Consider the following 14,520-nt stretch of genomic DNA (forward strand, 5'->3'; position numbering starts at 1 on the left):
GGCAATTAAATTGAGACATTTGTTATAAATCAGTTAGAAGATCGGCAATATCAACTGATTGGATATCTTGATCTGCTGATAACAGGTAGGTTATTCTGTTGATATCAACCGTCCCTGCATAAGAGTCCAGTGTGCGGAATAGGTGCAAATGTAGGGGTAGGTTCCAGGCGGTGGCACCTTGAAGGAGAGCTCTACGGTATCCCCGGCATAGGCCAACTCACTAAACGCAATAATTCGCTCCATTTCATTCTCAGGAATCCAGTCAGTTGCCATGGCTTGAAGGGAAGCAATTCCAACGGGACGGATATCTGCCTCTTCCCTTACAAACACGATATTATGACTCATTTCACTTTCATTGATATACCGGATACGTAAGGTAGTGCCCGCTTTGGCCTGAATCTCAGTCACAGAATAATTTAAGTCAATCCCTGTTGATAGGATCTCTATTACATCCTTATCCGCATACACGGTAAGGTTTTGAGCAGGTTCAGCCGATAGGTTTGTATTACTTGAACAAACCGCAATATCTATTTCATCCTCAACTGTACCGGGAAGGATATTAAAGGAAATGAAAAACAAACCGAAACATGACAAAGCTATGACTCTCATAAAATATAATTTAATTAACTGAATATTAATTGGTTAGACAATTTTTCTTTGTGTTCTTTGTTGCCCTGAATTTGCAACAAACACGCGTATTTTAGTCCATCAGCGAGAATAATACCATCCCGTTTCTTCACAATCAGGTGGAGACGTTTCGCAATTCTAAGGATCTCTCTTTTAGGTTGACTGGCCTATTCCTTCTTAATCACCACCAACCAATCCTCATTTGGTAAAGATGGGGCCGTGCCAATTTCTACGATATCCCCACCTATCAGCGTCTCTAAGCTACCCTTCTGCAACTTACCCCCGTTTCTGGGGTCATACCAACGTACGCTAAAGCTACCTGAAGCACTCCTCAAATCGAGAGAAGTAGATCCTCCTTCCGGCAAATAAACCAAATATATCTCCCCTGGCTGGGCAAAGCAGTACTTACTGTTATCATCCTTTTCATTCCCTACAAGTATATTATGGTTCTCCATTTCCCAATACGGAACCTTATTGACATGGAAAAATTCCAAAATGTTCCTGGCATACCCCCAGCTTCTCTCCCGGCTTCTAAAATCTTCGGCATCGAGATCATTATGTACGGGCCTGTACCCGAAATATAGTTCTACCCCAAATCCACCAGCCATATAATGAGGCCACATTTCATATTTTCGAATTTCATGTATGTCCGCAATTTCACCAGTGCCACCAATATCCATGGGCTCATCATCCAACGAATCGAAACCCAATTCCTTGTCCCAATCTTCAAAACCGGGGTCCGCAGGAACCCCCCACCATCCGTTTCCTTGCTCGTCATACGACACCGCCCAAGGTTTACCCGCCTTCTCAGAAGCCCGGATCCAGCGCAAGGTGAACGCATGGGCATCCCTGTACCTTTGGGTTTGCATGCTTGGACCAGTGATGGCGGATTGGTCTCCCGTGAGGTAAGGGTAGGTGTTGTCATGCCCCGAAGAGGAGCCGAGGGTATGGATCACCATGTGGTGTTTATAGGGATCCAACTGCTGGATGTACCAAGACCACTCTTGGATACGCTCCGATTTCATCTGGGTTTCTTCCCCCAGATTCCAATTCAAAGCCAGGTGATGACCAAAACGTGCGATCAATTCACGGGTATAGAGTTTCCTTTCCTTGCCCAAGGTACCACCATCCATCGCCTCAGGGACTATGGTGTTTGGGCTAAGCCCTGCCCTATGTGGCCAACCTGAATCGTTTTCTTGTTCCTGAAACTTAAAATTGAGAAATAAACCCATTTTTTGTGCATGACCAAATACGATCTCCCACTGGTCCAGCTTAGAAACATCAAAATGCAACTTTTCATTTCTGGAAACCCAAGGCCAGACATTTTCTCCATCCCCACCACCCGTGTAGGTCATAAAAGAAAGTGCATTTAATCCCCTGCTTGATAAGTAATTTATAGCGCCAATCAATCCCAGGCCCTTGTTTCCTCTCCAAGTTGGATCACCTTGCTGCCAATCTCGAATGTGCGGGGCGTACTCATGAAGCCCATGTCCCATTTCAGGGCCAACCCAACCCCTGTTTCCAGGAACATGCATGGTCATGGTACCGTCAAAATCCGCATAGGCCAACAAGGTTTCCGGGGCATCTGTGCCAGCCTTCAGGAAATACTCGCCGGTACCCTTAAACTGTAAGTACCGTTGCCCCACATAGGCAAGCCTGCCCTTGGACCTAAAATCAGGGGAATCCTTGTCCGTCTGCCCTAATTCAAACGTTCCCTTCATTCCGTCATAAGGCTTATAGGGACGACCCGTCTTTTCGGCATCTATGGAAACATCCACACCGGCCACAAAAGACACTTCCCACTCCCATAACCCTGTTTTATCAGGTGATAAATGAGCTTTCCATTTATTACCTGAAGTGGCTCCTGACTCGGCTGCATTTCCATCAGCAGCAAAATATCCCGGGACTTGATATACGGGTTCTCCTGACTCATGCCTAAAAGTAACCGTCATCCGATAATCCAGATAAGGGTTAGGATGCATAAAACCAAGCCTTCCGGGAGGGCCTGCATTCGGTCTAACATCCAAATTTAAAGTGGCATTTTCTTCGTCCGCAACCAGTAAAGTTTGCCCAAATTGACTAGCTCTAGGCCCATCAATGACTAGGGTTACTTTATGCCATTGTCTCAACTCACCCGTCACTTCTGAATAAGTGTCTATAACTTTTGGGTTTGGAAAAAACACCTCGTCTCCCAAAGTGAATTCCTGTTGCTGGGAAAATACGCATGGAATGCCTACCCAAAAAATGACTAAAGGCAAAATAAACGCCGGCTTTATCATGAAACCCATATTCCTACTTATAAATTACTTGATTTATGTATACTGTATACATTTTTTGAGAAAGTAAATTTATATATCTTTTTGAGAAAAAAAGTTTTTTCCCAGAGAAAATTGGATTCCCGTTTTCAGGTTTAGGGGGTTAGTTGGTTCTCAATTTTCTATTTGAAACATTAATACTACGTAAGCCTGACAAAAATAAAATTATCAATGTTATATATCCTTCAAAACATATTTAAACAAAATTAAAATCGGAAACCCATCATTAGGATTTATTGCAAACTATTTTTCATTCTAATTCTTTTTCGGCTGGATGTTAAAAATAAGTATGTAATCACATAGGATCTACTGAAAAACTCAATCGATCAAAATAGTTATCTCAGTGTGTGCGAGGCCTATGTCATGCTTTCCTGTCCGGCAGGCCGCCTCGATTTCATCAACATCTATTATTTTTGGTTACCGACATCCCTGTGTTCACAAAGGGAGTCTTCCCACTGCTTTGCTATAGGCAACTCTTTCTGGCTTGGTATTTCCATGGTCAAATCTTCGTGTGAAGGAAAGTAGCTAAAATTTCAAAATATACTCCTGAAGATTATCCTCGCGTTGTAGGACAAGCTTTTTCCGCAGCCGGTATCGCGCAATCTCCACACCCCGCACAGATATATTCATCAGGTAGGCAATTTCTTTGGTACTCAAATTCATGCGCAAGTAAGCGCTAAGCTTGATTTCTTGGGGACTAAGCTCTGGAAAGGACTTTTTGAAACGGGACATAAAGTCGCCATGTACTTGGTCGAAATGGATTTCAAACTGCTCCCAATCATCGTCTTCGGCAATATTTTTCTCAATGTTTTTGATCACTTTTTGAATCTCATTCTTTACCTCTTGGTTTTTGCTCTTCTTAATGATCCCGGTTAGGTTCCCTTTGACATGGTCAATAAATCCATTTTTGGTAATCAGGTGCATCGTAGCGGTCGCAAGCTCCTTATCCTTTAACTGAATCTCCTGCCTGAGTTTCTCTGTACGCAGCTGCTCCAGTTCCCGCTGCGAGCTTTGAAGCGCAGACTCCTTTTCCTCTATCACCCGCATCGAAGCATCTTTCACCTGCTGGGTCTTTTGCTGGTACCTACTGTCTACAGCCCGATATCCCAAAACCACTCCTAAGCACACCATCAAAAAATACGCAGTAAAGGCCACCCTACTTCGGTACCAAGGCGGCAGCACCTCAAAGGACCAACTGGCCTCGGCGGCTACCTGACCGTAGAGATTACGACTTCTGGCCCAAAAGGTATACCTCCCTTCGCGGAGGTTGGTATAGGCTTTTTCGTTGCTTTGTATCCATTCGCCGTACCCTTGTTCCAAACCCTCCAGCCAATATTGAAAGGCCAGCTCTTTCTCGTTGTTTGGGGTGGGATTGCTCGCTGCTATTCGAAGGTTGGCCTTGGTATAGGGGATTTTTAATACCTGCGCTGCAGCTGCGGACTCTGCTTGTGAAGCGCCACCAACAAAAACCAAGGAATCTACCGCCCCGGTCAGATAGACCGAACGAATCAGCGTACGGAATTCGTGAGGCCGGTAATTCCCCTCATTCAGGCTAAATCGAATAAACCCCTCGTTTGCAGCGAAAAGCACCTCATTGCCCCGGATGGAAGAAATATTTTGCAAGTCATCGTTGAGCAAGGGCCGAAGCTGATTGAACAGCTCGGTTTGTTTGACAAAGCTTCCGTCCACCCGCTTTTCCAGAACCCCTACTTCTTCCGCCCCAATGAAATAAATATTCCCCAGAGGGTCTTCCTGTAGTACATGCAGCAAGTCGCCGTTTCCGAAATATCGCTGGAAGAAATCGTCGCGTTCAAACCGCTTGCTTTGCTCATCAAACCGGAATATGCCGGATTGGGTGGTAAATACCAGTCGGTTGTTGACATACCACACGTTATTCATCGTTCCACTGGGAAGGCCCGCCTCCTGTCCAAACCTCTCCACCGCTACAGTTTCCAGCTTGTTGTCCAACTGAAGCCTGTACAAGCCCCTGTACCCATGGGCTACCCAGATACGCCCCTGGTCATCTTGCTCAATGATTCGGCTAGACTCATTAAACCCACTTAGTTGACGCAAAAAACGGACTTCGGAAGGACCTATCTCATACAGGTAGAGACCGTTATATCCCCCCACCAATACCAGATTGGGATGCCCTCTAAGCGGCTGAAAGTTCCAGATGCCGGTCGGACCGTCCAGTTTTTTGGCTACACCACCCTGAACCACAAAAGCTCCGTCATTATGTGCAATCAGCAGCTGATCTTGTATCGTCTTTAGCTGATAAACCTGTCCCTGAGAATTCGGAACAAAAACAGCCTCCTCCCCCTCCCGGTTGGTATCCCCCCGCACATAGACCCCATAGTTTGTCCCAAAATAAAGGTTTCCATCGTGAAGCACTGCATGATAGCCGGTACCGCTTAGGCCAGAGAACTGATTGATCCTTCGAAAGGGATTGCTCAACTCCAATAAGGTGATACCGTTGGCATGCCCTATCCACAGGTTGCCGGAGAGGTCTTCAAATAGCGACAGAATAGCATTGTTGGTCAAACCATTCGTTGTATCGAGATGCAAAAGCTGTCCGCCCTGATCATCCAGTAAATAGAGTCCATCGGTCTGAGTCCCCATGACGACCTGCCCGTTTCTCAGACGTAAGGCCGTGTTTACCCCGCTACCACCGACTTGCCTCCAAGGAGTTACGTTATCACCCTGTAGGTGATACGCACCCTGATCCCTGGTAAAGACCAGCAGCACGTCAGGAGATAGCTGCAGGACAGAGGTCACCAACTGGTCCCGAAAAAAGCGGGAACCACCGATGGTGTTAGGTTCTGCGTTTTGAACCACCTGAATTCCTTGCCCTATTTCGTTGACGTATAATTTATTCCCGCTGAAATGAAAGCTCTCAAAGGAACTTTTTGAAGAGATTACCTGCTGAAATTGCTGGTCCTTGTCAAAAACAAAAATCTGTCTATCTGTACAGAAATACAATGCCTCAGATGACAGATAGACTTTCCAAACTTCCTCCAGTTCCCTGTATGCCTCTGGAAGTGCGCCACGAAGTGACTGAAACCGGAGATGACCGGTAGCGTCTGGGCCAAAAAAACCAAAATCTCCCTGGCCGGCAACATAAACCAGGCCGTTTTCACCTAGCTGCACATGCCGCACTTTGGCCCCGGAGGGAAGTGCGTACCTCCTCCACGAAGTGCCATCATACTCCAACAGCCCGTAGTTATTAGCTACATAGATAACGCCCGAAGGTTTTTGAGTGATGGCATAGTTCTGAATTCCAGCACCATACTCTTGACTCGCGTAGTATTTTGAAAACGGCAAACCAAGCCCCTGTCCCATCAGGGCGGCTACTTGGAAAAAGCTCAATAGGTAAAACAGCAGCAGTTTCAATTCCGGGTTTATTGATTTGAAATTACAAGATAACGGATTTATCCATGATGTAATGAACACAAAGCAAAAATGTGTTGGTGAGATTTTTGAAAAACAGGTCTAGTTAAACTAAATGCAGCATTTTTAGTTGTTTTGATGAATTATTGAGTAAGGCCGTAAAACCTTATGATGTAGTATTGATGTAGCTCGATATTTCCGAAAACTATATTTTAACGCCACCTTGTAGGCTCATAAATCCAAAAAAAATGAAAAGACTAGTACTGTTGTGTTTTGCGCTTTCGCTCCATGCGGGAGTATGGGCGCAAGGAGACGTAGTGAGGGGGCAAGTCACGGATGATACCGGCTTTCCACTACCAGGAGTAAGCATTCTGAAGCTTGAGTCGATCGTAGGTTCTGTGACCGACTTGGATGGTAATTTCTCCATCAATGCTTCCACTGGAGACAAACTCCAGTTTTCCTTTATAGGGTATAAGACACAGGTGATAACTGTGGGTAATGCGCGGGAGATCAACGTTACCTTGCTAGAAGATCTCACGAACCTCAATGAAGTAGTGGTGATCGGATACGGTACAGCCACGAAAAAAGAACTCACGGGGGCCACATCCCAGCTAAAAGGCGAAGCCATAGAGCGAATGAACATGCCGCGGGTAGACCAAGCCTTGCAGGGACAATTGGCAGGCGTCAATATCTCGACCAACTCGGGTGCGCCAGGAGGTACTTCAAACATCCGTATTCGGGGTATAGGAACCTTCGGGGACAACGACCCCCTGATATTGGTGGACGGTGTCATTTACGATGCTGCCGGACTTAACGCCTTAAATCCAAACGACATCGAATCAGTAAACGTGCTGAAAGACGGTACGGCCGGGATCTATGGGGTTCGCGCCGCCAATGGTGTGATTCTGATCGAAACGAAGAAAGGAAACCTGGGATCGAAACCCAGACTGGATTTTTCCGGCTATTACGGCGTCCAGGAAACCGCCCGTAAACTTGACCTGCTAAATGCGCGCGAATTTGCGATTCTGAAAAATGAAGCTTTTGCCGCAGGAGGACAACCCATGCCCTTCAATAATGTGGAACTGGGTGAGGGCACCAACTGGCAGGATGCGGTGTTTCAAACCGCTCCTATTCAAGAATACAACATGACGGTGACGGGTGGTTCCGAAAAGACCTCGTACTCCATTGGCGGATCCTACTTTTCGCAGCAGGGTATCGTAGGCGGTCCCAAGGCAAATTTTGAACGGTATAATGCCCGTATAAACTTTATTACGGAGCTTGCGCCCAGAGTGAAGCTCACCAATGTACTTCTGTTTACCCGAGAAGAGAGCAAAACACTCCCTCAGGGGGGAATAGGTTCTGTTTTATACAATACCATCAATGCATATCCTACCGAGCCTATTCTTGTCGGAAGCAGGTACTCCTACCTAGACAACGTAAACGACATCATCAATCCGCTCGCACAAATGGAAAATACCCATAACGACGCATGGGTCAACAAGCTGGTAGGAAAAGAGGAAATCGAATACAAAATCAACGGTAACTTTACCTGGACAGGGCGCGCGGGCTACAACTACGCGCTGGTAGACTCCAAAGTATTTAACCCTTTGGTTTGGTACGGTCCGGGCAAATTTGCAAACACTGCCAGAAATGCAAACCTAGACCCCGTTCTTGTAGATGTAGGTGGTTCGCAAATCGAACGCGGGGCCAGTGTATTTGAATCGAGAAACACCTTTTTGGACTATAACCTGGAAACGTTCCTAAACTACGAAAAGGCATTGACTGCGGATCACCGGGTGAAGGGCATGTTTGGGGTATCCTTGGTAGGTAACAGAAGCGAAGGATTAAACGGAACCGGGTTCAATATCCCGAATAACGACATCCGGTTTGCAGATATTTCGGCAAACCAAGCTCCGGGTGGATTTCTTAACAATGTGGGTTCTTTTCAAAGTAGACAGCGCCTTACCTCTGCCTTTGTCCGAGGAGAATACGATTTCCAGAGGAGATATTTAATTTCGGCAATTCTTCGTAGAGACGGATCATCAAACTTTGGACCGAATAACCGTATCGGATATTTTCCAGCAATCTCCGGCGCCTGGGTCATCTCAGACGAGTCGTTTTTCAATTCAAGCGCAATTGATTTCATGAAACTTCGAACCAGCTTTGGAGTTTCCGGAAATGATCAAATCGGCTTGTTCCGATACAGGGGGCTACTGAATGGTTCGGCTACCTATGTGTTCAATGATTTTATCATAAATGGTGCCGCCATAGGAAATACGAGCAATCCTGATCTGAAATGGGAGACTACGTACCAGACAAATATCGGCCTAGATTTTTCCTTCTTCCAGAACTTGGACTTCACAGCCAATTATTTCATTAAAAACACCAAAGACCTCTTGTTCCAACCTGACGTGTCTGCTTTGCTAGGATCATACGGACCAGGGGGTTCTCCGCCGGTAATCAATGCAGGGGACGTAATGAACCGCGGCATTGAGCTCGAACTTGGGTACGGAACGGTAAGGCCACAGGGTGTCAACTTCCGATTTGACTACAACGTCACCTTTCTAAAAAACGAAGTGACCGCTGTTCCAGAAGGTTTCGAATTCATTCCTGGTGCTCCCTTCAGTGTGGGCGGCAACGTTGCCACCCGATTTCAGAAGGGATTCCCCATCGGCTATTTTGTAGGCTACCAGACAGACGGAATATTCCAATCTGCTGAAGAGATAGCGTCTAACCCAGTAACCCAAGCAGGTGCGAGACCGGGTGATTTGAGGTTTGTCGATCAGAATGGTGATGGCATGGTTAACTTTGGGGATGATTCCGACAGAACGATGATCGGCTCACCTATTCCGAATGTGGTGATGGGCTTTAATTTCTCCGTAGACTTCAAAGGAATAGACTTTGGTGCAAATATTTTTGCGGCACTTGGTCAAGACATTATCCGAAACTATGAGAGACAGCAGCCCTGGGCCAATCAACTCAGCTACAACCTGGCTCGCTGGACAGGTCCAGGTACCACCAACGAGGTGCCTAGACTAACCACAGGCGCAACCAGAAACACCGTTTTCTCTGACTTTTATGTCGAAGATGGCTCCTTTGCCCGTTTGAGAAACGTTCAAATGGGGTATACACTGCCTACCGAGGTATCGCAGAGGTTCGGAGTTCAATTTTTCAGATTTTATATAGCCGCCAACAACTTGGTAACCATCACCAAATACCAAGGCTTTGATCCGGATGTGGGTTCAGGCAATCCTCTTGGCGCTGGGGTAGATAACGGTATTTACCCACAGGCGAGAACCATTATGGCAGGCTTTAACATTAAATTTTAACATCATGAGACGTATATATAAGTGGTTATTGATCATTCCTTTTGGAATACTTTCGGCATGCGACAGCCTGCTGAACGTAGATCCTGAATACACCCAAGATGCAGAAAACTTCTTCAACACGCGGGAAGATTTCGACCGGGCCATCATCGGTGTCTATGACATGATGCAACCCGCATACCTGAACATATGGATCGGAGAGATTGCCTCCGACAACTCCATCGCTGGAGGTGAAAGCGTAAACGACACCCAAGGCCTTCACGAGATTCAAAACATGACCCATGGCGGTGTGAATGAAGAGCTGAGAGCCGTCATGCGGGTGAATTATACCGGCATTGCCCGAGCAAACTATATATTCGAAAATCAGGACAAAATTGACTTTGCCGGCAAGGAGCTCATCCTGGCAGAAGCCAAAATGATGCGCGCCTATTTCTACTTTAACCTGGTTAAATACTTTGGAGATATGCCGCTGATTATAGACCGAAGGATCTCGATCAATGAAATCTCCAGCACCGTTAGGACACCAAAAGCGGAGGTATACGCCCAAATCGAGTCCGATCTTAGAGCGGCCCGGGAGGTTCTTCCGGCAACCGTCAGCGAAACCGGTCGCTTGACTTCAGGAGCTGCTGCAGCCCTATTGGGTCAAGTACTGCTCTTCCAAGGCAAATACAACGAAGCAGCGACGGTACTCGGCAACCTGATTGATACCAATGCGGGTGGCTATGGCTTATTTTCAGACTACAGCACCCTATTCTTAGTGGCAAACCAAAACGTATCCGAAGATGTGTTTACCATTCAGTTTTCGGGGTTACAAGGTGGAGATTACGGCTGCTTGATATGCCTAAATGGCAATGCCGCGGTGGGCTTCCACGGTATTCGGCAATACGAAGGACCATTCTATGCCGACGGAAATAGCTACAACCTTCCCACACAAGACTTGTACGATGCGTTTGACGCCAGCGACATCCGTCGCGATGCTACCGTACTGGACATCGAAGCATTTATTGCGGCGCAACCTAACCCTTCGGAAATTTCCTATGCCATCGGAGGGGGTGGCCATACTGGCTTTTACAATAATAAATACATCAAGCGGGCTGACGAGCGAGGTCTGCCGGACGACGATCTGACCAGCCCACTTAACTATCGGGTGATCCGCTGGGCAGATGTGCTGCTTATGGCGGCAGAGGCTTTTCAGCGGTCCGGCAACGACGACAGAGCGCGGACCGAATTAAATAAAGTAAGAGCCCGAGTTCAGATGCCCTCCATCAATGCAACCGGCGACGCACTCTATCAGGCCATACTACGTGAAAGAAGACTGGAGCTATCCGGAGAAGGTTACAGATTTTGGGATCTGGTCAGAACGGGACAAGCCGCAGAGCATATCAGCGGTTTTGTACCTGGCAAACACGAAGTGTTCCCCATCCCACAGGTTGAAATAGACTTGGCCGGGGGCAATTGGAATCAAAATCCGGGCTATTAAATTGATCGAACAATGAAAAATATCCTATCATATATATGGCTCCTGCTACCACTTTTGGTAGTAGCGGGCTGCGTGGAAGAGTATCGGCTGGAAGGGGCCGCGCCCACCGAGGCAGACGCCAACTTTAGTTTTACCCCTACTGCAGAAAGCGACAATATCCTGCGATTTACCGCGGATGGGGATTTCTTTATGATGAACTGGGACCTAGGGAATGGGCAGACGGGTGAAGGAAAAACCGTCACAGGCACCTATCCCCTCGCAGGCACCTACACCGTTTCCCTGACAGTGTTCAACGCCGGAGGCAGTGTAACCTTTTCTAGAGACATTGTGATTGACGAAACAGATCCACTATTGCTGGACCGTCCTATCTTCAATATGCTAACAGGAGGCGTGGATGCCACTGAGGGAAAAACCTGGAAAATCGATGCCGGAAGACCGGGCCATTTTGGGGTAGGTCCTAACCCATCCTCTTCAGCAGGGGATTTCCCTGAATGGTACCAGGCAGTTGCCAATGAAAAAGAAGGCTCCGGCATGTATACAGATCGGTACACGTTCTTCTTAGATGGTTTCCGATTCGTCATGGAAACAAATGGGCTGGTATACCTGAATGCCGCGCAAGGCAGTAACTTCCCAGGTGCTTTTGATCCAGGTGTAGGTGACCTTTCAGCTCCCTACGAGGCGCCTGACGGATTGAGGTGGTCGTTGGTAGAACCCGAAGGCGGACGTCCCGAACTAACCATTTCGCCTGGTGGATTCTTGGGCTACTTTGCCGGAGGAAGAACCTACCAGATCATTCGACTGGAAGAAAATGAAATGTTCCTACGTTTTGTAGATCAAGCAAATACCGACCTAGCATGGTATATCCGATTGATTCCTGAAGGGTTCGAGCCGGATCCGCTTCCCGAACCGGAACCAGAACCGGAGAACCCGGACGTGAGCTTTAGTCTGAATGACTTGATAGGAAATGGCAGAAAAGTATGGATGCTTAATCCGGCTGCGGGAGCATTTGGCGTCGGACCTAGCCGGGGTAGTGATGCCTTCTTCCCGAATGGACAAGACATATCCGGAGATCGTCCCTGCCTGTTTAATGACCTTTTCATTTTCAGCTCCAACGGCAACTACGAGTACAATGCCCAAGGGGAAGTCTTTGGCGAAGAGTACATGGGTATAGCCGAAGGCTGTCAGCCCGAAGGTGATTTGCAGGGAACGGTGGGTGCCGCTTGGGCTTCCGGCCTTCACAGCTACACCTTTACGCCTGGCACGCCTACTGAGTATCCTAAAATAACCGTGACCGGGACAGGCGCATTCATCGCGCTGCCCAAAGCCTATAACGGAGGTGAATACAATCAGGGTCCACCAAGGGAAAATGAATCGGTGACCTATGAGGTGATTGGCTATGATGCGGCTACCGGACAACTGAGCCTTGCCATAGATATTAGCCCCGATGGAAGCGTATTTTGGAACTTCGTATTGGTACCAGCTGCAGATCAATCCTTGGGGCTAGCCGAGTTCACCCGAAACATGCTGGTGGGGAGTGGTGAAAAAGCATGGAAACTAAAACCTGCTGCGGGAGCCTTCGGTGTAGGTCCAGTTCCTGGCAGCGACGAGTGGTTTCCCAGCGGAAACGACATCAGCGGTGACCGCCCGTGTTTGTTCAACGACCGATTTATCTTCAACGATAATGGCACCTATACCTACGATCCACAAGGCGATGTATTCGGAGAAGCCTATATGGGCATAGATGATGGATGTCAGCCGGTCGAAGCGCTACAAGGTACGGTAGGAGAAGCTTGGGGAGGTGGTTCGCATCAATTCAACTTCACCCCAGCCTCGGGCGGTGCAAACGCCAAACTATCGGTTACTGGCACGGGAGCATTCATTGCACTGGCCAAAGCCTACAATGGAAGCGAGTATCAATCCGGGCCACCAAGACCAAACGAAACGGTCACTTACGACGTATTAGGATACAATGCCAACACGCAGGAACTGACCCTCACCATCGATATCTCTGGAGAGGGCGGGGTATTCTGGTCTTTCGTGCTTATTCCGGCAAACGACTAAATCATGATTATCATGGCAAAAGCACTTCAGGCACTATTCCTATTTATCTTTCTGACGGCATCGAATGCCTGCAACTCGGACAATGTGGAAGAGCAAGTATTGCTTCCCACCAACCTGAATGTAACAGTAGAAATGATGGAAAACGGCATGGTGCGGGTAAACTTCTCTGCCGAACGAGCTAACTTCTTCCGAGTTAGCTTTGGGGTAGGCAATCAAGAACCTGAACTGGCTACCGGAAGTTCGGTAACCCACCGATACACTGCTCCGGGCGAGTATACAGTAACCGTACAGGCACACAGTACCGAAGTTGACTTTATCAAGCGTGAGGAAACCGTCATTATCACCGAGCAAATACTGGGTATCGGGCTACCTAGTACGGGATTCGAATCCCCGATGAGCTACGAAGGGTACTCCTTGGTCTGGAACGACGAGTTTGAATCCAGCACCCTATCTTCCGACTGGGTGTTCGAACTCGGAGACGGCTGTCCCAATCTGTGTGGATGGGGAAATAACGAACTGCAATTCTACCGCAGGGAGAACACGGAACTAAGGGATGGGTATTTGGTCATTACCGCCAAGCGTGAAAACGTCGGCGGCAAAAATTACACTTCCTCACGCCTGAAAACCCAAGCGAACAAAAACTTCCAGTTTGGGCGGATGGATATCCGTGCGGCCATGCCGAAAGGACAAGGAATCTGGCCAGCGATCTGGATGCTGGGTGAAAGCATCACCGAGGTAAGCTGGCCTGCCTGTGGTGAAATTGACATTATGGAGATGATCGGAGGGGATGCCACCGGCAGAGACGATACGGTACACGGTACCCTGCACTGGGACAATAACGGTTCGTATTCCTATCGCGGTGGTAAAAAAACCCTGCCGGGTGGCGCTAAATTGGCAGATAATTTCCACGTGTACAGCATCATTTGGGACGAATCCAAGATCACCTGGCTGTTGGATGACGTGGTATACCACGAGCAAGACATCCGTCCAGCTTCCATGGATGAGTTTAGGGCACCCTTTTTCTTTATCCTCAACGTAGCCGTGGGTGGTAACTGGCCGGGTAATCCGGACAGTAGTACCATCTTCCCCCAGCAAATGGCGGTGGACTACGTAAGGGTATTTCAGAAGGAATAGGAGAAAGGGGATTCCGCTTTCCTGAAATCGAGGTAACAGGCTATCGGAAGTTTCCGATAGCCTGTTTTTTTTGGGTGGCACGGCAGCTAGGAAAAAAATTCGTGTTCGACTTTGGCAAAACATAACACAAAGAAAAACTACCTGCCTTGGTGGTTTTGCAGGAAATGATGACATTGGTAATAAAACCATG

Annotated in this window: 7 protein-coding genes; 4 read left to right on the forward strand and 3 right to left on the reverse strand. The window is 47.7% G+C overall.

What is annotated here, in order from left to right:
• Positions 1–90: 90 nt before the first annotated feature.
• From JJU34_RS15380 to JJU34_RS15390, 3 genes are all read right to left on the reverse strand, one after another.
• Positions 91–609 carry a plastocyanin/azurin family copper-binding protein gene (locus JJU34_RS15380; RefSeq protein WP_228693288.1) on the reverse strand — a complete coding sequence of 173 codons (519 nt, stop codon included), beginning with the start codon at positions 607–609 and terminating at the stop codon, positions 91–93.
• Positions 610–794: 185 nt separating this feature from the next.
• Entirely contained in the window at positions 795–2,885 is a 2,091-nt protein-coding gene (locus tag JJU34_RS15385) for a DUF5060 domain-containing protein (protein WP_228693289.1), read from the reverse strand.
• Between the two features lie 582 nt (positions 2,886–3,467).
• Entirely contained in the window at positions 3,468–6,332 is a 2,865-nt protein-coding gene (locus JJU34_RS15390) for a regulator (protein WP_228693290.1), read from the reverse strand.
• Between the two features lie 245 nt (positions 6,333–6,577).
• Between JJU34_RS15390 and JJU34_RS15395 the strand changes: the two genes are divergently transcribed.
• Genes JJU34_RS15395 through JJU34_RS15410 form a run of 4 tightly spaced genes read left to right on the forward strand, consistent with a single transcriptional unit; the run spans position 6,578 to position 14,330 of the window.
• Positions 6,578–9,658: a TonB-dependent receptor gene (locus JJU34_RS15395; RefSeq protein ID WP_228693291.1), complete on the forward strand. Its 3,081-nt coding sequence runs from the start codon at positions 6,578–6,580 to the stop codon at positions 9,656–9,658.
• Between the two features lie 4 nt (positions 9,659–9,662).
• Positions 9,663–11,135: a RagB/SusD family nutrient uptake outer membrane protein gene (locus JJU34_RS15400; RefSeq protein WP_228693292.1), complete on the forward strand. Its 1,473-nt coding sequence runs from the start codon at positions 9,663–9,665 to the stop codon at positions 11,133–11,135.
• A gap of 12 nt (positions 11,136–11,147) precedes the next feature.
• Positions 11,148–13,196 carry a PKD domain-containing protein gene (locus JJU34_RS15405; RefSeq protein WP_228693293.1) on the forward strand — a complete coding sequence of 683 codons (2,049 nt, stop codon included), beginning with the start codon at positions 11,148–11,150 and terminating at the stop codon, positions 13,194–13,196.
• 12 nt (positions 13,197–13,208) lie between these two features.
• On the forward strand, positions 13,209–14,330 hold the full coding sequence (locus JJU34_RS15410) for a family 16 glycosylhydrolase (protein WP_366512715.1): 1,122 nt from the start codon (positions 13,209–13,211) through the stop codon (positions 14,328–14,330).
• Positions 14,331–14,520: the final 190 nt, after the last annotated feature.

It is taken from the genome of Lunatimonas sp. (genome assembly GCF_020832325.1).
Classification (GTDB): Bacteria; Bacteroidota; Bacteroidia; order Cytophagales; family Cyclobacteriaceae; genus Lunatimonas.

Excerpts from the sequence above, each read along its gene's own strand:
- JJU34_RS15395 (WP_228693291.1), top strand. The coding sequence starts at position 6,578 with ATGAAAAGACTAGTACTGTTGTGTTTTGCGCTTTCGCTCCATGCGGGA.
- JJU34_RS15380 (WP_228693288.1), bottom strand. The coding sequence starts at position 609 with ATGAGAGTCATAGCTTTGTCATGTTTCGGTTTGTTTTTCATTTCCTTT.
- JJU34_RS15410 (WP_366512715.1), top strand. The coding sequence starts at position 13,209 with ATGGCAAAAGCACTTCAGGCACTATTCCTATTTATCTTTCTGACGGCA.
- JJU34_RS15405 (WP_228693293.1), top strand. The coding sequence starts at position 11,148 with ATGAAAAATATCCTATCATATATATGGCTCCTGCTACCACTTTTGGTA.
- JJU34_RS15400 (WP_228693292.1), top strand. The coding sequence starts at position 9,663 with ATGAGACGTATATATAAGTGGTTATTGATCATTCCTTTTGGAATACTT.